This is a genomic window from Lonepinella sp. BR2357 (genome assembly GCF_051851525.1).
GTDB lineage: Bacteria > Pseudomonadota > Gammaproteobacteria > Enterobacterales > Pasteurellaceae > Lonepinella.
The window spans coordinates 1-23,251 of sequence record NZ_JBPDVG010000006.1; the positions used below are offsets into that span (position 1 = coordinate 1).

The window sequence follows — 23,251 nt, forward strand, 5'->3', positions numbered from 1 at the left end:
GGAGGAATAGCCAATCACGTTTTTCTTTATTGTGTTTTTTGTCATAATCACTTTCTTTCCTTTGATCAAAATACATCCAATCATCTTTTTTTGCTAAATAAGCTGACAGCAGATCCTTTAATGTTGGCTGATCCTCAAATTCGTTTCGCTTATTCCATCCAAGCCATCCCAAATCTGAATTAATGTTTATTAGTTTATTGATTCCCTGTTGCCAATTAATATTTGCCCATTCTTGTTCCACAGGTTGAAGAAAATGATCCAACTGTTGATTGATATATTCCTGTTTCAATCGTTCCATCTCCTTATCAAATTGGAATTTAATCTCTTCTTTCCGAACCTTCAAAATAGTGTTCATTCGCACTACTTGATATTCAGTCGAAGCCAATAAAATACCGTTTGAATACTCTGAGAGAAAATTATCTTTCTCATAATTGTCATTCCACCAAGTGTTAAATTGTTGATAAGTATTGCTTTCTGCTGTTTTCGGGAAAACAGGCTCGGCAAGTAGCCATGCCGCCATAGCATTGGCACAATTTTCCAAAAAATTATAATATTTATGACTTAATGCAATGGTATCAATGATTAATTTAGGATTCTCCTCCACTTCCCTTTCGTGTCGTTGTTGTTTAAAAAGTTGACCTACAAGTTTCTCATTCGTTTTTAAAACTTGCTTACATTGTTGATTAGTGGCTTTGGCTTGATCTAAATGTTGACTATAAAACGCTTGGCTTTGCAGTTCCGTTGGGAAATCCACATCCTGCAGTGCCGATTTATCATCACCACACCCAACCAACACCAGTGCAGCCCCTAAACTGAGAAAAAACTGTTTTTTCATTTTCATATCATGATCCTGTTGTAAAAATAAAAAGAAAGGATGTGAAAAAGGATCAAGTTCCCAAAATCACGCCAGAGATTATAATTTATATACTGTAAAAAAAAACACTATTTTACACCGCACTTCGCATTTTTTCGGACAAAAAGGATCTTAGTTTGTTTGGATCACAAAAGCCTAATTCTGGCGTTGTTAATTTTCGTTTTTAAGGTAGAATGAATCCAAATCACAATAAGAGGAAATTTCCATGGCTTTCAACCTTAAAAACCGTCACCTATTAAGCCTTGTCAATCACACAACTGACGAAATCAAATTTTTACTTAAACTCGCTCAAGATCTCAAAACTGCCAAATACACAGGCACAGAGCAACCTCGCCTTAAAGGCAAAAATATTGCCTTGATTTTCGAAAAAACCTCCACTCGCACTCGCTGTGCCTTTGAAGTCGCCGCTCACGATCAAGGGGCGAATGTCACCTACATTGATCCTGTTTCTTCACAAATCGGGCATAAAGAAAGCATGAAAGACACGGCCCGTGTTTTAGGGCGAATGTATGATGCCATTGAGTATCGTGGTTTTAGCCAAGCTATTGTGAATGAATTAGCAGAATATGCTGGCGTGCCAGTTTTCAATGGTTTAACTGATCAATTTCACCCGACCCAAATGTTGGCGGATGCCCTAACCATGATTGAACATAGCTCAAAACCGCTGAATGAAATTAGTTATGTGTATATTGGCGATGCTCGCAATAATATGGGCAATTCCCTGTTGCTAATCGGGGCAAAATTAGGCATGGATGTACGCATTTGTGCACCAAAAGCCTTGTTGCCTGAAGACAGCTTGGTTGAAATGTGTCAACAATTTGCACAACAATCTGGAGCGAGAATTACCGTAACGGAAGATATTGATTTAGCCCTGAAAGGCGTGGATTTTATTCACACCGATATTTGGGTGTCTATGGGCGAACCTGTGGAAAGTTGGGGCGAGCGGATTAATTTATTAAAAGATTATCAAGTCAATCGCCAATTAATGCAACGTACTGGCAATCCAAAAGTGAAATTTATGCACTGCCTGCCAGCATTCCATAATTGCGAAACTAAAATCGGCAAAGAAATCGCTACTCAATATCCTGATTTTGCCAATGGCATTGAAGTCACCGAAGATGTGTTTGAATCCCCAGCAAGTATTGTGTTTGATCAAGCGGAAAATCGCATGCACACAATTAAAGCCGTGATGGTCGCCAGTTTGGGTTAATAAAGAAGACAAAAAAGCTCAAGGTTAATGCCTTGAGCTTTTTTCAAATAGGGTATTTATTTCACGATTTCAACTGGGCCATGATCGTCACAGTGATCACCATGTTGATGATGTAAACGTCCGTCAACAATGTAATCCACGTGATCGCCATGTGGCACGGCTTCATGTCCACAACCTTCACCATGAACATGCTCACCACATTGGTGTTGATGATTACATTCATCTGGATTTTGTGCATTTACATCCAATGAATGCTCGTCATAATGTTCGCCATGGGCGTGGTGTAAATGACCGTCATGTAAATAATCAACATGATCGCCATGTTTAATTGCAGTATGACCGCAGTTTTCACCGTGGACATGTTCGTGGTTTTGATGAATTTTACAACTCATTGTGTTCTCCTATGAGTAAAAATAAAAGTAAAGAAGAATAATTGCATAATGAGAAATTCGTTTAACATTAGCCCTATTGTTCTGGCGTATTGTAACAGAAGTTTCACCTATCTCAATCGATTTTCCGCTGTTTCTGGTTCTAAATCGAGTTTCGCCATCAATACTTGGTCACCGTCTTCTTCAGGATTTTCAGTGACCAATAATTTATCGCCATAGAAAATAGAATTTGCCCCTGCCATAAAGCACATGGCTTGCATTTCTTCGCTCATTCCCTGACGACCAGCGGACAATCGCACATAGCTTTGTGGCATGGTAATGCGAGCCACTGCAATCGTGCGGACAAATTCGGTCCAATCTAGCTCTTCTGCATCTTCTAACGGCGTACCTTCCACTTTTACCAACTGATTAATCGGCACGGATTCAGGTTGCGGATCTAAATTAGCCAAACTTGCGATCAAGCCTGCACGCTCTTTGCGAGTTTCGTTCATCCCCACAATACCGCCGCAACACACTTTCAAGCCTGCTTTACGTACTTTGCCAAGCGTACTCATGCGGTCATCAAAACGGCGTGTGCCAATAATCTCGGAATAATGCTCAGGGGCAGTGTCAAGATTATGATTGTAGTAATCCAAGCCAGCTTGTTTTAAGTCTTCCGCCATGCCGTCTTCTAACATACCAAAAGTACCACAGGTTTCCAGCCCTAAGGATTTCACGGCTTTAACAATTTCAGTAATTTTTGCCACATCTTTTGGCTTTGGTCCACGCCACGCTGCCCCCATGCAAAAACGGCTCGCCCCACGTGATTTAGCGATTTTGGCTTTTTCTAAAATATCGGCAATATCTAATAAATCTTGTTTTTGCACACCCGTTTGATAGCGAGCGGATTGTGGACAATAATGACAATCTTCTGGACAACCACCTGTCTTAATAGACATGAGGGTAGAAAGTTGAATCGCTTGCGGATTAAAGTTTTCACGGTGAATTTGAGCCGCTTTAAAAACTAGCTCTAAAAAAGGCGTTTCAAACAAGGCTTCCACTTTGCACACCGACCAATATTCCGCGGTTTTGTGTGGCGTGATAGAGTAAATTTGTAAGGGTTGGTTTGTCATAGCTCCATCCAATCATATGTAAAAACATTGCTATCATATCGGTTTATCTCAAAATAAACAACTACCTATCCGCTTTTCTGCTTTGCAAACATTTTCAAACCAAACAATTTACAGATTCATATTGTGCAAAAAAAAGAACAATGTTAAACTCAAAAAAATTCTGGGATATATACAAAATATTTCTACATTATTATTTTTATTACCAAACCCAACAAGTCAAAATAGTACTTAACTCTGCTATTTTACTCAGTGATTGTAAGAGAAGAGAAGAGAAGAGAAGAGAAGAGAAGCGAAGCGATGAAATCTGAAAACTTTATCTTACTTAGCGAACGCCATCCCGATCTTGCCTCTTTGGCAGATGATGCAGAAAAATATATCTATAATGATCACCAATCTGCTCTCGTGAAATTACGCTGTTTTTCTGAGAAGTTTGTCTATATTTTATTCAATGAATTACATATTGACTATGATCCACAAGAAACTCTTATGGATAAAATGAATAATTTCACTTTTAAACAAGCCGTTCCCCAAAATATTCAAACCAAACTTCATCTTTTACGCACCAAGGGAAATAAAGCAGCTCATTCGAATAAACTTGATTGTACTCAATTGGAATTGCTCGGATATTTAAAGGAAGCCTATTTATTATCTCGTTGGCTTTATACCACCTATCATGCTAATCAGGATTACCCAATGTATCGGGATCCTCCAAAAAATAGTATTGACCCCGATCACCTAGAACTCAAAAAATCTCTTCAGGAAATACAACAGAAAGAGCAAGCTGCCCAACAAGAAATTAGCCAATTAAAAACTCAGCTTAAGGATATGAAAATTGAAATAAGTATAGCTCGAGAACAGGCGAAAGAAAAATATGAAGCAACAACCAAGATATTTGATCTTGAAAATGAACAAACCCTTGCACAAATTAAATTAATCGATATTTATAATGAATATGAACTCACTGCTGGTCAAAAAGAATTAATTCATCAATTAGATGACTTTTTAATTCATCCTAACCAACATGTTTTTTTACTTAAGGGCTACGCAGGAACAGGGAAAACCTTTATTATGAAAGGATTTTCTGATTATTTAGATATTATTGGACGAACCTATACATTGGCAGCCCCAACAGGAAAAGCGGCTAAGGTATTAAAGAATAAAACGAAAAAAGATTCCGGTACCATTCATTCGCTCATTTATGATATTAATGATCTGGTTGAGTATAAAGATGAAAATCAACCAGATACTTATCGCTTTTATGCCAAATTAAAAGCAAATGAACATGGATCAAATCGGGTGTATATTTTTGATGAAAGTTCAATGATTTCAGACCATTATTCTGATGGTGAATTTATTCGATTTGGTTCAGGCTATTTGCTTAAAGATTTAATGAAATTTATCAATATCGATCAAAATCATCACGATAAAAAAATCATTTTTATTGGAGATAATGCACAATTGCCGCCAATTCAAATGACTTATTCCCCCGCTTTGAGTTCAGAATATTTAACGACTGCCTACAATCTACCTTGTCAACAATATGAATTAACAGATATTGTTCGCCAACGTGGAGAAAGCAATATCATCACTAATTCTATTAGCTTACGCAAAGCGATTAACAAAAAAGAATTTAATCAACTTAGTCTTGAAATCAGTGATCCTGATATATTTAAAACAAGTCAGAAAGATTGTATTAACGATTATCTCAACGTCTGTCAGCATCAGGTCTGTGATAACACCATTATGATTGCGTTTTCCAATGCCATGGTAAATGATTATAACCAAGCTATTCGTCAATATTTATTTCCTGAACAAAAAACAATTGTAAAAAACGATAAAATCATGGTGGTAAAAACGGCTCAAACTGCAGAAATGACGCTTTATAATGGAGAAACTGGATTGGTACATTCGGTTTCACCTGATATTGAATGCCGAACCATTCCGCTTAGAAGACATAATAAAGAAAAACATCAGACTGAAACTATTCATGTTGATCTTCATTTTAGAGAAATTACTATCGAATTTCAAAATGAACGTAATGAACAAATTCTAGTAAAAACGAAAATCATAGAAAACCTACTCTATTCTGATAATCCTATTTTAACTTCAGATGAAAATAAAGCCTTATATATTGATTTTTGTATTCGCATGCGAGAAAAAGAATTAAGCTTTCAAAAAAATCCGAAAGAATTTAAAGCTGCATTATTGGCTGATCCTTATTTTAACGCTTTACAAGTCAAATTTGGTTATGCGATCACTTGCCACAAAGCTCAAGGCAGTGAATGGGAAAATGTTTTTGTCAGCTGCCAACAAAAAAATATGAAAAATGAATCTTATTTTAGATGGCTTTATACGGCTATTACTCGGTCTGCTGATAAACTCTATTTAATTGATCCACCACAATTTAAGCCTTGGTCAAATATAAAATTCAAATAAGGAGAAAATAATGACAATCATAAACGCTATTAATATAGATATGCTTTCCGCTATTTCTCAAAAACTTCTTCAAAAAATCACCGAACTTTTTGATGATAATATAGAGCTCATTGAAATAAAACCTAATCAATACCATGATATTTATACATTTCAATATCAAGCTGAAATAGCTAAATTTAAAATTTACTATAATTCAAACAATAAAATTAGCAAAATTATCGCCATTAATAGCACGGAAAATACAAAGTTCATCGCTGAAAAATTGAGCTTATTGATAAATCAAACCTTAGTGCTGAATGATGCAAATTCGATTGAAACAACACAAACTAAGATTGAATTTAATCATGAGAATGAAGAATTTCTTACTGAATTTCACCAACTCATTCAAGAAATCCTGAACAATGCGGAAATGCATATTCAAGCTGTACAACGCTATGAATATAATTTACGTTATACCATTCAAAAACAAGAAGAAATAGCCGTTTTTGATATCTATTTTAATGCTAAACATGAAATTACCAACTTCCATAAAATAACAACAAAATCGAGTTCAATGACCTTTGCCACGCAAGTCGAGAATATCATTAAACAAGGATTAGGTAATGAATAACCAACAAGTTTCGCCATCCAAACAAGTATTTACGGAAAGAAAAATCGATCTTGATCATGCCTATCAAATGGCAATGGACTTTATGCAACAAAACCAGCTAAATAATTATTATGATGGATGGCTGGAACGTGCTTTTGCTTGGTGTTTAATCGATTTGATTAAACGAGAACATAAATCAGGAAATTTAGATGCAATTAAAATCTATATAGAACAATTAAATCAACTCAATGAAGAAATTTTTGATTCTACCAATGAATCCAACAAAATTTTGGCAGATAATCGTGATTATGTACTAAAACTTGCCAATCCACTTTCAAAGAATATTGTTTATGCCAAGGAATTAAGTAAACAAGGTGACCATCTTGCTGCACTTAATGAATATTACAAAATAATAAAACAACAACCCAATGATATTGCACTACAAACCAGCTTTGCTTGGGAGTTGTATCATGTATCAAAATCCAATTTACAACAAAAAATATTACCTATTGATAAACTTAAACGTTATTTCTTTGACTACTTTAAACTCTCCTTACCGCTCAATGGAATGCTTCATCAATGTTTTTTGAATATTGCCTTAAGAGTTTATGAACATGAAAGCAATAAAGGTAAATTTAATTTTGCTGTCTTTGCTGAAATGTGGAATTTGGAAAATTTAAAAAATGAAGATTTTAAACCTAGAACATTTGAAACAGCCGAACATGAACAAAAAGAAATTCAACCATTAGCACTGTCGGTATTCCGTGCTTGTTTAAAAAGTGCTTTGGAGCAACAAAATTTTAAAAGCCTAAATGTATTATTTCCTTATATTCAATCTAATTACAAAAAAATCAGGGGGGATATTATTTGGTTAAAATGGGATCTCATAAAAACTTATCTTTTTATTAATCAATATGATAAAGCTCTTGGTTTATGTTTAGAATTGATTAAAATAAAACCTAAAGAATATTGGTTATGGGATGCTATTGGTGATATTTATGCCAACCAACAAAATAAACCAATGGCTGTAAATTGTTATTGTAAAGCCATAACATTACAAAAAGATATTGGTTTTTCGAATAAAATAAAACTTAAATTAACAAAATATTTTGTTGAACAACAAATGTTTTCTCAAGCCAAATGCGAATTAGATGAGATTGTGCAATATAAGAAAAACCATGAACAAAAAGTCAGTGATGAATTGCTTTCCATGCTTCATAGTACTTGGTATTCATCCGCAGAAACCATCAAGTCTAACAAAACTTTTTACCAACAACATGCCCAATTGGCTGAAGAGATAAACTATCAACATCTGCTTTGGATTAGTGCTGAACTAGGAGAAAAATATGAATACGACGAACAAATATTTAGACGAATCTATCTAAATGATAAAAAAATTCCTACCGAAATTTCCGTACCTGAAAAGAAAGTAGCTATTGCAAATTCAAATAAATATCAAGCAATAAAAATAAAAGGTGAATGGAATGACAAGGGAAAATTCCAAATTTATCTTATGCAAGAAAGAACAGATAATATTGCGATTTTCCCTATTTATCTGGCTATCGTAGATAATATTAATATAGAAAAAAACATCACCCACTTTCTTATTGATGAAACATTAAATTTTTCTGTTACAAATAATGAATTAGCTAAAAAATCACTAAAATTAGAATTGGCTGATGCTGTTGAAGTAGAACTTTCTCAACATAAAACAAAAGATGGACAAATTCGTTATAAAGCACATAAAATACTAAAGACAGAAACATTACCAAAAAATTTAATTCAATTATTTAATGAAGAAATTGAAGTATCAAATGGATTAGGATTTGGACAATCGACTGATGTTTTTATTAATCCACAAATGGTGAGAAAATTTCAAATAGAGAGCGGAAACCAAGTTTCAGGTCTTGCGATTAAAGCATTTAATAAAAAGAAAAATAGCTGGGGATGGCGAGCGGTCAAAATTAACATGGTAGGTTAAACATTTTGACGTTATGGCACATCATCTAATGAAAATGGTTCAAATACCTTTTGATTAAAGGCAATTCTTTTTTCTTTTAACCAAATAGCTCGTCTAGGATTTAATTTAAGTAATTGCTGGCTCAGATCTTTTAATTGAACTTTTAATACATCAATCCGCTTGTTTTTATCTTTATAATAAAATCGACGAACTGTCATTTGATCTTGAGCAAAACACTCGTAAAGCTCAGTTTGATGAAAATCTTCACAGAGACTTTCCCAATTCTTGTGAATTAGCTTATTATCTTCTGCTGGTGTACGTAAAAGATATTCTGATAATGTCTCATAAGTATTTTCAATACGACAAACTAACTCATTTTCTTGATAAGTCAGAAACTCTGATTTAACTTGTTTTTTAATTTGATTATATTTCTCAGAAAATTGAGCAACATAACTTAAATATCCCATCAAAGAATGATAACATCTCGAAATATTAGAACAATTTTGGCTATTCAAGCGTAAATCATGCCATTCTGTTAATTTATCATGTAATACCTTATATTTCCCATTGGGTAAATCGACTTTGTCCTGATGAACAACTAGACCTGCAATATATTTTGGCGTTGATAATCCTCGATATAACTTAACTTTGGACTTATTCACAGCGTAACCTGATCGGAGTAACAATCCTATGGCATCATACTTGAATTTATTGGTGATATTTTTTCCTGAGAAAGTAATATCATCCACATATACCGTCATTCTTAAACCAGCTTCTTTAGCCAAGATATGTAATTGTTCAAACATCTCTTGATTTGCCCAAAAAGCCAACAACATACTACTTGAGCAGCCAAATGGTAATACATCATTAAAGGTACAAACATCAGCTAAATAATCTGCAACCTGATGGGAACAATGAAGATCATTTCTGAAAAATTTAAAGATCTTTCTACGATCTATATTCTCATAAAATCGTTGAATATCTAATCTTAATACTTGTGGCTGATTAATATGAATTTGAACATTGGTTAGGTATGATCTTCTCTTAGTTGAAGAATGTAAATACTCAGGTTTTTCAATTCTATTTAATAATGTAAAGAGTTTTTTATAAAACCATCTTTCAGTTGAATAAAAAATGTTTCCGCATATAGATCCACAAAAGTGATTTTGTTTTTCATTAATTAATTTTTTTAAATCAACGAAATCCACGCCCAAAACATGACTAAGCTGGCGTAAACTTTTGATAGCATATAAACGACTTTGTTGAATGGAATGTGCTTTTTGTATAAACATAAATTTCAGTTCATTTTATTCGATAGGGAATGGAAATACCATTTTGTAAATATACTGTGAATTATTTCATTAGCCTACTTCGTCAAGTTTTCGCCAGCTAATAATCTTACCTATTTACTCCCTACCGTATAAAATTGTGTAAAATAACGACACAAATTTGAGAATAAGTCTATTCTCGAACACTCGGTAATTTGCCCACACAGCTTAAGGATTAACTATTGACAATGGACAAACCTTTTGGAATTAACTTCGTACGCCAGTTATTCCACATAATTTTTAGTGTTCCCAATTAAAGCGATATTAAGATCTCACAGCAAGATCATTATATATAAAGCCAATAAATATTCAACAATTTACTTACATAAAACTTTGTGTTTTTCACCGCACTTTCATTCAGGAACAATTATACCATTTTCAATTCTAATCACACGGTCAATTTTACCAATCAGTTCATTAGGTTGGTGTGTCACCATCAATAAGGTAATATTTTTTTCATCACTTAATTTCAGCAACAGATCCAACATTTCTTGACGTAATTGCGGATCAAGCGCAGAAAACGGTTCGTCCAATAATAATATCGGTTTATCTCGCAATAAACAACGGGCTAACGCCACTCTTTGCTTTTGTCCACCTGAAAGTGCGGTGGGTTTTCGTTGCAAAAATTCACTTAATCCTACCGCACTTGCTGCCTGTTCGACAAGTTGGACTTGTTGATTATCCAACTTTAAATTAGCTTTTAGCCCAAATGCAATATTTTGAAAAACCGTTAAATGGGGAAATACATTATTTTCTTGAAATAGCATGGAAACAGGACGTTGATAGGGTTCAGTGGTATTATGTTTTTCGCCGTTTAAATAAATATCACCTGAATTTGCCATTTCAAACCCAGCAATTAAATTCAACAGCGTACTTTTGCCTGCACCACTTGCACCGACAATCGCCACTTTTTCGCCTTTAGCAATATGTAAATCAAATTGCATTGCCATGGTTTTGTATTGGAATTTTAGCTTGTTGAGTTTGATCATACCGCCTTACTCTTTTTCATATCGGTAAAAATAACAAACCCCTAGACAAATAGACAGGGGTTTGTGTATAATCTCTTTCGTGCTATGAGGCCGGTGAAGTGCCACTCTCAATAGCACTTCGCCTAGTCGCCTTAGTCATATAGCACTAAGGAGGTGATTTATGTGAAAGTATCAGAAATTATTACTCTGATCCTACTAGCAATCTTGCTAGTTGGGACAATTAGCTTAAAAATGTTAGCCACATTGGATATACTAATTGCAATTCTAACTAAATTAGCCTAACGGCTAGGAAGTAGACGGGACGGCTACCCGTCTACGACCTTTTGTATTATAAGACTTTCCTTTCACATTTCAAGTGGTTTCTTCTAATTCATCCGCCATTGCAGCTAAAATTTCTCGGGATAACAATGCCAATGCTTTATAAAACGGCAAACTTGCCTGCGTTTCCACATTGTTTAAAAATTGGCTGGCACAAGGTAATAAAAAGCGTTCAAATAATTCCCGTTGAGCATCCACTGAATCGAGATTATCTTCAATCCAAGAAGCGGTTAAAAAAAGTAACCCAAAATGATCCGCACTTTCCACTTCAGGCATAGCTCGGGCTTGCCGAAATGCCACAAATTCTGCCACATCCACGCCATACGCCGAAATGGCAAGTTCAACTTTGGCAAAGAGTTTTTGATATTCTTGCTCTAACAACGTTAAATCCAAAGGAATTTGCAGGCTTTCAATGGCGGATTGGGTGGATTTATCGGTTTCCAATGCCCAAACTTGGCTTAATCCGCCCTGTTGCAACCAACTAAATACGCCAGCTAAAATCGGATCTGTCGGACAGCGATAAAATAAATTGCCGAATAAACGGCTGATCAGTGAAAAGTTATTCAGATTTTCCATAATTTTTTCAAAACTCCGTAAATTTATACCGCACTTTAGCATATTTTTTGTTAAAATACTGCCCTTTTAACCGTTCACACAATGTGAATGACTGACTTGTACTCAGAGAAAATTTTATTATGACTTTCAAACCAGAATTACTTTCCCCTGCTGGCACGCTAAAAAATATGCGTTATGCTTTTGCTTACGGAGCAGATGCCGTTTATGCAGGACAACCCCGTTATAGCTTGCGTGTGCGGAATAACGAATTTAACCACGCCAATTTAAAAATTGCCATTGATGAAGCCCATTCTCTCGGTAAAAAATTCTATGTGGTGGTGAATATCGCCCCACATAATTCCAAATTAAAAACCTTTATTAAAGATTTAAAAGTGGTCGTGGATATGCAACCTGATGCGTTAATTATGTCCGATCCCGGTTTAATTATGATGGTGCGTGAGAATTTTCCTGACATGGATATTCATCTTTCCGTGCAAGCCAATGCGGTGAACTGGGCAACGGTGAAATTTTGGAAGCAAATGGGCTTAACCCGTGTGATTTTATCCCGTGAACTTTCCCTTGATGAAATCGCCGAAATTCGCCAGCAAGTGCCTGATATGGAACTGGAAATTTTCGTACACGGGGCGTTATGTATGGCATATTCGGGGCGTTGTTTGCTATCAGGTTATATTAACAAACGCGACCCGAATCAAGGCACCTGCACCAACGCTTGCCGTTGGGAATATAAAATGGAAGAAGGCACCATTGACGAGGTCGGCAATATCGTAGAAAAAGAGGCAGTACAAAAGTTTGAACCTGAAATTGAGGTAAAAAATGTTGCCCCTACCTTAGGCGAGGGCAGCCATACCGACAAGGTATTTTTATACACCGAACCGCACCGCCCTGATGAACAAATGACCGCTTTTGAAGACGAACACGGCACCTATTTTATGAATTCAAAAGATTTGCGTGCCGTGCAACATGTTGAACAATTAACAAAATTAGGCATTCATTCCCTGAAAATCGAAGGACGGACAAAATCGTTCTATTACTGTGCCAGAACCGCTCAAGTGTATCGCAAAGCCATTGACGATGCAGCTGCAGGCAAGCCATTTGACGAAAGCCTGATGGATACCTTAGAAAGCCTAGCACACCGTGGTTATACCGAGGGTTTCTTACGCCGGCACACCCACGATGAATATCAAAATTACGACTACGGCTACTCCATTTCCGAACGTCAACAATTTGTCGGCGAATTTACGGGTAAACGTAATGATCAAGGTATGGCGGAAGTGGCGGTGAAAAATAAATTCTTAGTCGGCGATTCCGTAGAAATGATGACCCCGAAAGGCAATGTTGTGTTCAAAATCGAACGTATGTTAAACCACAAAAACGAAAATGTTGAAGCCGGTCTTGGCGATGGACATTTTGTGTTTTTAGATGTGCCAGCGGATATTGAATTAGATTATGGGTTGTTGATGCGGAATTTAAATGGGACGAATACGAGAAATCCGCACTCATAACTAATAATTTCTCATGACACAAAATATATACAAAAAGCACCCCTTTGGGTGCTTTTTTATGGAGAATAAAATTGTTGTATTATGTTCGTATTTAAATCTGCAAAAATTCTCCAACAGTATGGAAAGAGCCAAACACTAAAACCACATCATTTTTAGCTGATTTTTGCACTGCACTTTTTACCCCGAAGGCAACTGAACTTTCAGTTTGAACCCACACTGAAATTTCTTGTTTTTTTGCCACGGCTAGCAATTTTTCGGCTAACTGTTCACCCGCTTGCCCACGGTAACCTGATAACGTCACACAATGCCAATTATCAATAACAGAGAGCAACGGAGAAAGCACATTTTCCGCATCTTTATCCTGTAAGATCCCGCAAACTGCGGTGATTTTTCCGCTGATTTTTTGTTTAAGTTGGACTAATTTTTCGGCTAAATAACGTGCGGCATGAGGATTGTGTCCCACATCAATGATAATCTGTGGTAAATCAGCAATCTCTTTCTGACAAAATTGTGCCACGGCGGTTAAATTTTTAGGTTGAATGGTTTGAAAACGCCCAACTAATTCTACTTCCGCTAAAGATTGACGAATAATATTTTCAGAAATCGTAAACGGAAAGGCTTGCACTGCCGCTAAAGCTGTCGCTGCATTAGGCAAGGGAATTTGGCATAGTGGTAAATTTTCTAAGCGCAATGTAGAAGTGAACCACATCCAACTCTGCCCTGTTTGCTCAAATCGCCAATCTTGATCACGACAAGAAAGCGAACAATGCAGTGATTTTGCATGATCGGTCATCGTATCAGGAATATGAGGTTCGCCAATAATCACGGGTTGATTAGCTCGAAAAATGCCCGCCTTTTCAAAGGCAATCTTTTCTCTGGTATCGCCTAAAAAATCCACGTGATCAATATCGATACTGGTAATCACCGCCATATCGGCGTCCACAATATTGGTGGCATCTAATCGACCACCTAAACCTACTTCTAAAATGACTACATCAAGATTAGCTTGCTTAAATAAATGCAAGGCCGACAGGGTGCTAAATTCAAAATAGGTCAGCGATTGGGTTTTATTTTGATTAATAAAATCAAAGGAGTGAATATGCTCTTGATCCGCCACGTCTTGATTATTAATGCGTACCCGTTCATTATAACGAATTAAATGTGGCGAAGAATACACGCCAACGTTATAGCCCGCATGCAGCAAAATGGTTTCCAATAAACGGCAAGTTGTGCCTTTTCCATTGGTGCCACCAACCGTGATCACATAAGGCGCTGGGCGTAATAAATTCAATTTTTCCGCCACGGATTTTACGCGTTCCAAGCCAAGATCAATGGCTTTAAAATGGCTGTTTTCTAAATAATAAAGCCACTCGTCAAGGCTAGATTGTAGCGTTGGCGACGTGGCTTTTAAATTATCTGACATAAATCAAATGGTCCTATTTGATATCTGTTTCAACTGTTTCTTCGTTATGTTCAAGTAATTCAGGCTCAATAAACGGTGACGGCAAGCCCATTAATTGACTTAAAATATTCGCCAATTTTTCACGCATTTCTGAACGTTTGACGATCATATCAATGGCACCATGCTCTAATAAAAATTCCGCACGTTGGAATCCCTCTGGCAATTTTTCACGCACGGTTTGCTCAATGACTCGAGGACCTGCAAAGCCGATTAAGGCTTTTGGTTCGGCAATATTTAAATCACCTAACATGGCGAAACTGGCTGATACACCACCTAACGTTGGGTCAGTCAATACCGAAATAAACGGCACACCTTTTTCTTTCATTTTGGCCAATACTGCACTGGTTTTTGCCATTTGCATTAGGGATAACAAGGCCTCTTGCATACGAGCTCCACCACTGGCAGAGAAACAGACAAACGGACAATTTTTCTCAAGGGCTTGTTCCGCTGCTTTCACGAATTTTGCGCCGACCACCGATCCCATTGAACCGCCCATAAAGCTAAAATTAGAGGCTGCAGCCACAATCGGCATACCGTAAAGGGTGCCTGAAACCGTAATTAAGGCATCTTTTTCGCCGGTTTCTTTTTGTGCGACAGTAATACGGTCTTTATATTTTTTCAAGTCTTTGAATTTTAGAATATCTTGCGGTTCAAGTTCTGCTGCAATTTCCACAATGCTGTCTTTATCCAATAAGGCAGCCAACCGTTCACGGGCATCAATTCGCATGTGATGACCACATTTTGGACACACCTCTAAATGACGTTTTAACTCATCACGATACAGCACCTGTTCGCACGAGGTACATTTTGTCCATACGCCCTCTGGCACATTCGCTTTTTTGCTTGATGAAGATGAAGATGATGGTGATTTACTAAAAATTTTATCAATCCAGCTCATTATTTAACCTTAGTTTTGTTAAACGGAAATTTTTGCTATTTAACCACAAAATTTGCTTTTTTTGTAGGTTTTTCTGTAATAAATCGGCAAATCTGATCTGTATATCACTTGCCGTCAGCAGAACAAAATTATTATTGTACGATTTTTTCCTATAACTAAAATTTTTCCTTATGGATAAAATCATAAAAATCTAATTTTAACTAGTGTTTTTTGATTGTAGCAAATTGTGCAAAAAAAAAACAATGATAGAATATATTCCGTTCAAAACGAACATAATTACACTTTAAGGATAAGACTATGAAAAAAATGATGACCGCCGCATCGGTACTGGTTGCCAGTGTGTTTTTAACAGGATTTGGCGATTCAACCGCTGCAACCAAAGAAAACTTTACCAAAGGCCTTCAAGAAAAATTCGACAAGTTACAATATTGCACGGGCTGGGGAGCTGGAGAGAAAATATCAAGTTTTGAAGAAGGTTCTCCTTATAACAACGCATTAGATGTTCTGGTTGTTCGTCCCGAACACGCAAAATATACGGAAGAAAAACTAGACACTGGCGTTTTTCTAAAATATGGCTTAGTGGAGAAAAAAAATGACAGCGTTAATGTTGAGTTCTGGGATGCCATAAAAAGGAAAGGCGTTCCAAAAAAAACAGATGTAGTCATTTATAAAGTTACTGAAAAAGGAAAGAACTATTTTAAAGTCGCAGACGGACAATTTGGTGGAAAGGCTGCATACTTTTGTGGCGGAAAATTTGTGGTAAAAAGTGTTGATCTCTTTACCCCACCGAAGGAAGATAAAAATGGTTTCACTTTTTCAAAAGTGAAATTCACCATTCAGCTTGAAAACTTACCCGATTGGGTACAGGAAATTCAAGACAAGCCGACAACCGATCCGATACAACATACCATCAAACTTATTTTAACCAGTGATGGCTGGAAAACAGAAGATGCGATCCAATAATCGCCCAACCATCGCTTAGGCTTAGTATCCTAAAGAAACATTAAATGATGAAAAGGGAACAATACCATTTTCATCATTTTTTATTTCAAGCTCTCATCAGGTAAAAATAAAGGTCCCAACGGCGTTTTCGGCAAATCAAACCGCTCAGGATATTGCACATTCACCAAATACAAGCCATCAGGTTTGGCAGTCGGTGCGGCTAAACTGCGGTCTTTTTTGGCTAAGATGTCGGCGATCCATTCTATCGGTTGTCGTCCACAGCCCACTTCCATTAAGCTGCCCACAATATTACGCACCATATGATGGACAAAAGCATTGGCTTGAATATCCACCACAATATAATCACCTAAACGGTCGACTTTCAAATGATGCACATTTCGCCACGGCGTTTTAGATTGGCATTGAGCAGCACGGAAACTGGTAAAATCATTTTCGCCGAGTAATGCCTGCCCTGCTCGTTGCATTTTTTCCGTATCTAAGTCTAAATGGGTATGGGTTACGCCATAAGGCAAAATGGCGGGGCGTAATTTATTACTGTATAAAATGTAACGATAACGCCGTGCTGTTGCCGAAAAACGAGCATGAAAATCATCAGGCACGATTTTCGCCCATTTCACCGCAATATCATCAGGCAAATTGGCATTGGTGCCAAAGCTCCACGCTTTTTCAGGGCGAATCACATCAGTTTCAAAATGCACCACTTGCCCTGTGCCATGCACGCCGCTATCAGTGCGACCTGCACAAAATATATCAATAGGAACGTTGGCGACAAAAGACAAGGCTTTTTCTAATTCGGCTTGCACGCTCGCCACGCCTTGTTGTCGTTGCCAACCGAAATAATTTTTGCCGTTGTATTCAATACCTAAGGCGATTTTCATCAAAACGTCTCCTTTTTACACCGCACTTTTCACTTGAATATGCACGGTGATTTCTTCTCGGTCGTGATATAAATGTTTGGCTTGCAGGCGAAATTTGATACCGTGGCTATCCAGTTTATCTGCCAACTGTTGCAGACATTGTTGCACTTCTTGATAACGTTTTTTCATGGGTAATTTCAAGTTAAAAATGGTTTCCCGACACCAACTGTTCAGCAACCATTTGGCGATTAAGTCCGCAATGCGACTCGGTTTTTCCACCATATCACACACCAACCAATCAATTTTTTTGCGTTTCGGCGGTTGAAATTTAAAGCCATCTTCGGGGCAATGTTCAATTCGTCCTGTGTCATGCAAACTGGCTGCCATTTTGCCGTGATCTACGGCATACACAAACAAGCCACGACGCACTAATTGGTATGTCCAACCACCGGGGCAAGCCCCGAGATCCACGCCAATCATGTTGTCATTTAGGCGTTTCGGTTCATCTTCTTTAGGGATAAACGTTAAAATCGCATCCTCTAATTTTAGGGTAGAACGACTTGGGGCGTCTGCAGGGAATTTTAGCCGTGGAATCCCCATAAAATGGGCGGAATGATTGTTGTTATAGGAATAGCCCACATAACAAGCATTATTGGCGACAAATAAACAATGCAAAGTTACGCCGCTTTTTTTAATTTCTTTAAAGCCTAATCCGCCCTGTTTTTTCAAGGCTTGGCGGAGTGGTACGGTGAATTTTTTACAAAAGCCTGATAGTTCTTTGGCCTCATTGGTATCGGCGGTTTCGACCCAAATCTCGGTACTTTGTTTTAGATTAAACTGCGGTGAAAATGCAACGAATTTTTCCACAATCGGGCTAATGCGATCGGCAAGATCGAGATCGCTCAATAAATCCGATACCACCAACATTTGACGGGCGAAAATCAGTTGATTAAAGGGGATTTCTCGCGCAAGGCGATCCGCTTCGCCTGCTTGATAACATTCAAAAATCACATAACCGCTGTTTTCCTGTACTCGAGCAAAACCGAACACGCCAAGGGCAGTAGCTTTATCGGTAATTTCAGCGGCGACTTCTTTTTCAAAGCCAATTCGGCAATATAGGGCGAGTTTATTCAAAATATTCCCCTATTTTTTGGCTAAATTTGAACGAACGGATACCACGAATAAAGTGATCCAACCGAGCAAAAAGGCGACACCGCCAACAGGAACAAGCATAACGATCTCTCTTGTGTTACAAATAGCCATGGTATAAAGGGAACCGCTAAATAACAGTATGCCGGCTACCCATGAAAATCCCATAATATTCACCGCAGTTTGGCGGCATTTAGGCGTATTTTGTGACGTTGTCGCAGAAATAAAAAAGCCTAACGCCAACAAAACAAGCGTATGAAAAACATGGTATTTCCACGCTGTATCAAACCAACTTATTTGTTGTTCAGAAAAATTGGCTTGTAAGGCATGCGAAACAAAAGCCCCGAGAGCAACACAAAGTAATCCGCTGAAAGCGGCTAAAGATAAAAAACGATTTCCCATTATTTTTCCTTATCAATATCGGGTTGATTAATTTCTTGTATGATCCAATCTCGAAAGGCTTGGATGGTTTTTTCATTATTTCTAACCTGATTATTCACCACATAAAAAGATTTGGGATCAGGTAATTTCATTGGCAACACAATTTGCAAATTACCCTGATTAATTTCCTGTTGTGCCAACATCTGATTGGCTAAAATCAAGCCCTGACCATATAAAGCCGTTTGCAACGCCATTAAGGTATGGCTAAACACCACACCATCTTGCACATTTGGCAATTCCACGCCCAAAGCATGGGCCATCATTTGCCAGTTTTCATGGTGATGAATGTGAATCAGTTTATGTTGCTGTAAATCGACGGCAGAATGAATCGGCTTATCTTGCAACAATTTAGGCGAGGCCAACATCACTAAATCGGCTTTCGCCAATAATGCCACCTGTAAATTTTCCCAATTTCCGTAACCATAATAAATGGCTACATCAATATCTTTATTTAAAATGCCCTCATCTTGTTCAGCCGCACGAATCCGTACGTCAATATCTGGATAGCGTTGATTAAAATGGATTAATCTAGGTACAAGCCATTGAATAGCAAAGGTTTGTGGCACACTAATTGTCAAGGTCGATTTATTTTGTGAGCAAATTTTTTCTGTTACACTGGCCAGTTTTTGTAAGATTGGTGAAATTTCACCATAATACCATTTTCCCTTTTCCGTTAATTCTAATAACCGATTTTTACGCACAAAAAGCTCCAGTCCCAAAAAATCTTCCAATAATTTAATTTGATGACTCACCGCTGCTTGGGTAACAAAAAGTTCTTCTGCCGCTTTGGTAAAACTCAAATGCTTGGCAGAACTTTCAAAGGCTTTCAACGAATTTAAGGGCGGTAAACGTTTCCCCATAATATTTTCCTAATGTTATGTTGTAGGATTAGTTTTTTTTATTCGACACATAAATTTTTCTTGGTTGTCTGGTCGAGCCAGTGACATTATACTACACTCATACTTAATGATGAGTAATTCTTTCATTAATTATGTTGTGTTTGCATATTGTTCGGGAAACCGAACATAACTTCCTGTATATTTTGCCCTAAATTTGGGGTGATGACACCGTACTTTGCAAGTGCGGTGTTTTTTTATCGTACAATTTTACCACTAGCCCGCCGAAAATCTCAAATAATAGTTTTCAATCCTCGTATTATGATGTAGATTTAGAAAACTCTCTTTTTCAAATTCAATTAAGGATAAATTATGAAAGATCTTGACTGGAATAATCTCGGATTTAGTTATATCAAAACAGACTATCGTTACATTGCCTATTGGAAAAATGGCGAATGGCAAAAAGGCGAATTAGTGACAGATAATGTGCTACATATTAGCGAAGGTTCCACTGCCTTGCACTACGGACAACAATGTTTTGAGGGCTTAAAAGCCTATCGCTGTAAAGACGGTTCAATTAATCTATTCCGCCCAGATGAAAATGCTAAACGTATGCAACGTAGCTGTCAACGTTTGTTAATGCCAGAAGTACCTGTTGACATGTTTGTTGACGCATGTAAACAGGTCGTGAAAGCCAATGAAGAATGGGTTGGCCCTTACGGTTCAGGTGCCACATTATATTTGCGTCCATTTTTAATCGGTGTCGGTGATAATGTCGGCGTTAGCCCTGCGCCAGAATATATTTTCTCGATCTTTGTTTGTCCTGTGGGGGCTTATTTTAAGGGCGGATTAAAACCGACCAATTTTATGGTATCAGATTATGACCGTGCGGCCCCACAAGGAACAGGAGCCGCTAAAGTCGGTGGCAATTATGCAGCGAGCCTTTATCCAGGTAAAAAAGCGAAAGCCTTGGGTTATGCCGACTGTATCTATTTAGACCCAACTACACACACCAAAATTGAAGAAGTGGGATCGGCCAATTTCTTTGGGATTACCAAAGATAATAAATTTATCACCCCAATTTCACCATCCATTTTGCCTAGTATCACCAAATACTCCCTACTCTATTTAGCCAAAGAACGCTTTGGTATGGAGGCGATTGAGGGCGATATTTACATTAACGAACTGGATCAATTTGCTGAGGCTGGCGCCTGTGGCACAGCTGCGGTGATTACCCCAATTGGTGGTATTCTAAACGGTGATGATTTCCACGTTTTCTATTCTGAAACCGAAGTTGGACCAAAAACACGTGCACTGTATGAAGAATTAGTGGGAATTCAATTTGGTGATAAACCCGCACCAAACGGGTGGGTTGTGAAAGTGGAGTAATCCTCTTTTAATCTATTATAACTTAGTATAAATGAAATACTTACCTTACTACTCATCTTAATAAGGTAAGTATTTTAAAAAATTTCCCCGTAACGTGCTTTTATCGTCTTGATAAATCACCGTTTACAATCATCTCTAACACTTTCCACAAAATTATCTGCAGATGATCGTGATACTTTGGCTAATTTTTCGTATTTGGATTGGAAAAGTTTATTTAAAACACTGTAATCATAGATCCTATGATAAATTGAATGTTCGCCATGTTTCGCTAGTGAATGAGCAGGATCTTCCTCCTCGATTAATTGCAACAATGAGCTATGCCATGTTCGATGAGCAGACATATGTCTTCCTCCGTGATCCATTAACGGATCGAGTTCAATAACCATTTTATTACACGCTTTCGGCATATCCATCGTTCCACCAATAAACGTCGGGGCAACCACCACACAAGCCACCACCGAACTTACCAATTTATGCTGACTGACCCAAGATAACATTTTGCTTAACAAATTGTTCATTTTTTCGCTTTGTTGAATTTTTTGCACGAACGGTGAAAATATGCCTTTTATTTTTTCCAATAACTTCTTAAAGGTGTCAGATTGCATAAATGCTTCAATAAATTTTTTAAACTTTTCCATAATCAATTCTCAAAAACAAGGTTAAAAATGGGGCGGATATTCCGCCCCTGTTGGCGTTAATTTAACGGCTCATAATGGCTGTAATTTAATTGCAATGTTTGCAAGGCTTTTTCAGCAGTAGAACAAGGGAAGTTATCAAAGATTTGTTTTTCTTTGTCTTTCACAGCGTTATATTGTTCTCTTGACATATCATCTTTATTAATGCCTTTTTCGCTTAAAAAGGCGGTCATTTTCGCCACACATTGCTCGTTATAGTCTTTTTTCAGGCTGTCAAAATTCGCGGTATAGTCTTGTACGGCTTGCTCTTGTTTTTCATTTCGCACTACCCAATACAAACTACACACCGAATATTTACGTCTGTCCGTTTTGCAATAGCTATTGTCCAATGCCAATTCTTTAAAGGATTTTTGGCGCATTTCTTCAATGCCTTTGAAAGCGTAATCCCGATATAATGCGTCTTGAATATCATCAATATATCTTTCCCACAATTTTTGTTCGGAATCTGTTGTGGTTTCATCTTCACGAATCCCACTCAAAACTTTTTCTTCCACGGTGCTTTCTAATGGGCTAATACTAAAATCAAAACTTTCGTAATTTTTATGAAAATCAGTGATTAAATTCCGCACCGCTTGTTGCCAAGGCAAATCGGCATATTTCTGCCGTTCTTGATTTAATAACTTGGTTACCACTGATCTTTTGTTCACTTCTATATAGCCATATTCATTTTCAATTTGCCCCCCTTTTTTGACTTCTTCAATCTTGGCAACACATTGTTGATAAAGTTGTGTTGGATCTAATTGAGATTGGGAAAATGCGTTAAGCATTTTGCTATTTTCTATGACTATTTTTTCACGCCGATTAAATAACGCCTCTAAAATAGAACGAGACGAATCATAATAACCACATAGTTCATCTGTTTTCATACCTGATTTAATCTCCTGTTCCACATATTTCACAGGATCTTGTTCAAAACTCATTTCCGCACTCACGGCATTCGCACAATTTTGATCCACTTTTCCCAGTTGTGATTTAAATTGTTGAGTAAATATTTCTTTCGCTGTTTCTTCTGAAGTTCCTTGAGGAAAGAACAGGCTATACTTATAGATAGATTCAGGCATTTCAGTGAGTGTATATGTACAAAATTTGAGTGTCGCACTGCGTTCATCAAAATGTTGCAAATAATAGTCTGGGGTTTCAACAAATTGTGGCAGTCCAAAATGGATATTCGTTTCATCACCACCACAAGCAGATAAGCCAAGGGCTGTCAGCATTGATACAATCAATGGTTTTTGTCGTTTATTTAACATAATTTACATCCTGTTATTCTAAAAGTTG

General features: G+C 37.2%; 21 protein-coding genes. 7 read left to right on the forward strand and 14 right to left on the reverse strand.

Annotated features, from left to right (window positions below; all coding sequences use genetic code 11):
• A partial coding sequence (locus ACTG7L_RS04930; protein ID WP_439327656.1) for a hypothetical protein occupies positions 1 to 841 on the reverse strand: 841 nt, incomplete at its 3' end.
• Between the two features lie 238 nt (positions 842 to 1,079).
• On the opposite strand from ACTG7L_RS04930, the gene ACTG7L_RS04935 reads away from it, so the two are divergent.
• A complete protein-coding gene (locus ACTG7L_RS04935; protein ID WP_439327657.1) occupies positions 1,080 to 2,084 on the forward strand; it encodes an ornithine carbamoyltransferase in 1,005 nt (334 codons plus the stop codon).
• Positions 2,085 to 2,140: 56 nt separating this feature from the next.
• On the opposite strand, the gene ACTG7L_RS04940 is transcribed toward ACTG7L_RS04935, so the two are convergent.
• On the reverse strand, positions 2,141 to 2,476 hold the full coding sequence (locus ACTG7L_RS04940; RefSeq protein ID WP_439240716.1) for a hypothetical protein: 336 nt from the start codon (positions 2,474 to 2,476) through the stop codon (positions 2,141 to 2,143).
• A 107-nt stretch (positions 2,477 to 2,583) separates the two neighbouring features.
• Positions 2,584 to 3,585: a biotin synthase BioB gene (bioB, locus tag ACTG7L_RS04945; RefSeq protein WP_439327658.1), complete on the reverse strand. Its 1,002-nt coding sequence runs from the start codon at positions 3,583 to 3,585 to the stop codon at positions 2,584 to 2,586.
• A 297-nt stretch (positions 3,586 to 3,882) separates the two neighbouring features.
• Here bioB and ACTG7L_RS04950 point away from each other — a divergent pair, with 297 nt between their 5' ends.
• From ACTG7L_RS04950 to ACTG7L_RS04960, 3 genes are read left to right on the forward strand one after another with little or no spacing between them, the layout of a single operon-like run.
• Complete coding sequence (locus ACTG7L_RS04950; protein WP_439327659.1) at positions 3,883 to 6,021, forward strand: AAA family ATPase; 2,139 nt, start codon at positions 3,883 to 3,885, stop codon at positions 6,019 to 6,021.
• A 10-nt stretch (positions 6,022 to 6,031) separates the two neighbouring features.
• Complete coding sequence (locus tag ACTG7L_RS04955) at positions 6,032 to 6,631, forward strand: hypothetical protein (protein ID WP_439327660.1); 600 nt, start codon at positions 6,032 to 6,034, stop codon at positions 6,629 to 6,631.
• Positions 6,624 to 8,591 (forward strand): DUF7017 domain-containing protein, encoded by a 1,968-nt coding sequence (locus tag ACTG7L_RS04960; RefSeq protein ID WP_439327661.1) that lies wholly within the window; start codon positions 6,624 to 6,626, stop codon positions 8,589 to 8,591. Before ACTG7L_RS04955 ends, ACTG7L_RS04960 begins: the two co-directional genes overlap by 8 nt.
• Positions 8,592 to 8,602: 11 nt before the next feature.
• Here the strand turns inward: ACTG7L_RS04960 and ACTG7L_RS04965 are convergent, their stop codons facing one another.
• The 3 genes from ACTG7L_RS04965 to ACTG7L_RS04975 all read right to left on the reverse strand — a co-directional run bounded on the left by ACTG7L_RS04965 (position 8,603) and on the right by ACTG7L_RS04975 (position 11,781).
• Complete coding sequence (locus tag ACTG7L_RS04965; protein WP_439327662.1) at positions 8,603 to 9,862, reverse strand: reverse transcriptase family protein; 1,260 nt, start codon at positions 9,860 to 9,862, stop codon at positions 8,603 to 8,605.
• A 389-nt stretch (positions 9,863 to 10,251) separates the two neighbouring features.
• Positions 10,252 to 10,887 (reverse strand): thiamine ABC transporter ATP-binding protein, encoded by a 636-nt coding sequence (gene thiQ / locus ACTG7L_RS04970; RefSeq protein WP_439327663.1) that lies wholly within the window; start codon positions 10,885 to 10,887, stop codon positions 10,252 to 10,254.
• Between the two features lie 351 nt (positions 10,888 to 11,238).
• Positions 11,239 to 11,781, reverse strand: coding sequence for a TorD/DmsD family molecular chaperone (locus ACTG7L_RS04975; protein WP_439327664.1), 543 nt, complete (start codon positions 11,779 to 11,781; stop codon positions 11,239 to 11,241).
• Between the two features lie 119 nt (positions 11,782 to 11,900).
• Between ACTG7L_RS04975 and trhP the strand changes: the two genes are divergently transcribed.
• Positions 11,901 to 13,283 carry a prephenate-dependent tRNA uridine(34) hydroxylase TrhP gene (gene trhP, locus ACTG7L_RS04980; protein WP_439327665.1) on the forward strand — a complete coding sequence of 461 codons (1,383 nt, stop codon included), beginning with the start codon at positions 11,901 to 11,903 and terminating at the stop codon, positions 13,281 to 13,283.
• Positions 13,284 to 13,374: 91 nt separating this feature from the next.
• On the opposite strand, the gene folC is transcribed toward trhP, so the two are convergent.
• Complete coding sequence (gene folC / locus ACTG7L_RS04985) at positions 13,375 to 14,706, reverse strand: bifunctional tetrahydrofolate synthase/dihydrofolate synthase (protein ID WP_439327666.1); 1,332 nt, start codon at positions 14,704 to 14,706, stop codon at positions 13,375 to 13,377.
• A 13-nt stretch (positions 14,707 to 14,719) separates the two neighbouring features.
• Positions 14,720 to 15,643, reverse strand: a complete 924-nt coding sequence (gene accD, locus ACTG7L_RS04990; RefSeq protein ID WP_439327667.1) for an acetyl-CoA carboxylase, carboxyltransferase subunit beta — start codon at positions 15,641 to 15,643, stop codon at positions 14,720 to 14,722.
• A gap of 297 nt (positions 15,644 to 15,940) precedes the next feature.
• Between accD and ACTG7L_RS04995 the strand changes: the two genes are divergently transcribed.
• Positions 15,941 to 16,606 carry a hypothetical protein gene (locus ACTG7L_RS04995; protein ID WP_439327668.1) on the forward strand — a complete coding sequence of 222 codons (666 nt, stop codon included), beginning with the start codon at positions 15,941 to 15,943 and terminating at the stop codon, positions 16,604 to 16,606.
• Between the two features lie 80 nt (positions 16,607 to 16,686).
• Here the strand turns inward: ACTG7L_RS04995 and truA are convergent, their stop codons facing one another.
• Genes truA through ACTG7L_RS05015 form a run of 4 tightly spaced genes read right to left on the reverse strand, consistent with a single transcriptional unit; the run spans position 16,687 to position 19,913 of the window.
• Positions 16,687 to 17,484 (reverse strand): tRNA pseudouridine(38-40) synthase TruA, encoded by a 798-nt coding sequence (gene truA, locus ACTG7L_RS05000; RefSeq protein ID WP_439327669.1) that lies wholly within the window; start codon positions 17,482 to 17,484, stop codon positions 16,687 to 16,689.
• Between the two features lie 15 nt (positions 17,485 to 17,499).
• Positions 17,500 to 18,597, reverse strand: a complete 1,098-nt coding sequence (rlmM, locus tag ACTG7L_RS05005; RefSeq protein ID WP_439327670.1) for a 23S rRNA (cytidine(2498)-2'-O)-methyltransferase RlmM — start codon at positions 18,595 to 18,597, stop codon at positions 17,500 to 17,502.
• Between the two features lie 9 nt (positions 18,598 to 18,606).
• The gene (locus tag ACTG7L_RS05010; RefSeq protein ID WP_439327671.1) at positions 18,607 to 19,014 is read right to left on the reverse strand and encodes a DUF423 domain-containing protein; all 408 of its coding nucleotides are present in this window, start codon (positions 19,012 to 19,014) and stop codon (positions 18,607 to 18,609) included.
• Positions 19,014 to 19,913 carry a transcriptional regulator GcvA gene (locus tag ACTG7L_RS05015; RefSeq protein WP_439327672.1) on the reverse strand — a complete coding sequence of 300 codons (900 nt, stop codon included), beginning with the start codon at positions 19,911 to 19,913 and terminating at the stop codon, positions 19,014 to 19,016. Before ACTG7L_RS05015 ends, ACTG7L_RS05010 begins: the two co-directional genes overlap by 1 nt.
• A 345-nt stretch (positions 19,914 to 20,258) precedes the next feature.
• Between ACTG7L_RS05015 and ACTG7L_RS05020 the strand changes: the two genes are divergently transcribed.
• Positions 20,259 to 21,278 (forward strand): branched-chain amino acid aminotransferase, encoded by a 1,020-nt coding sequence (locus ACTG7L_RS05020; RefSeq protein WP_439327766.1) that lies wholly within the window; start codon positions 20,259 to 20,261, stop codon positions 21,276 to 21,278.
• A gap of 116 nt (positions 21,279 to 21,394) precedes the next feature.
• Here the strand turns inward: ACTG7L_RS05020 and ACTG7L_RS05025 are convergent, their stop codons facing one another.
• Entirely contained in the window at positions 21,395 to 21,916 is a 522-nt protein-coding gene (locus tag ACTG7L_RS05025; RefSeq protein WP_439327673.1) for a hypothetical protein, read from the reverse strand.
• Between the two features lie 56 nt (positions 21,917 to 21,972).
• Positions 21,973 to 23,223 (reverse strand): hypothetical protein, encoded by a 1,251-nt coding sequence (locus ACTG7L_RS05030; protein WP_439327674.1) that lies wholly within the window; start codon positions 23,221 to 23,223, stop codon positions 21,973 to 21,975.
• Between the last annotated feature and the right edge of the window lie 28 nt (positions 23,224 to 23,251).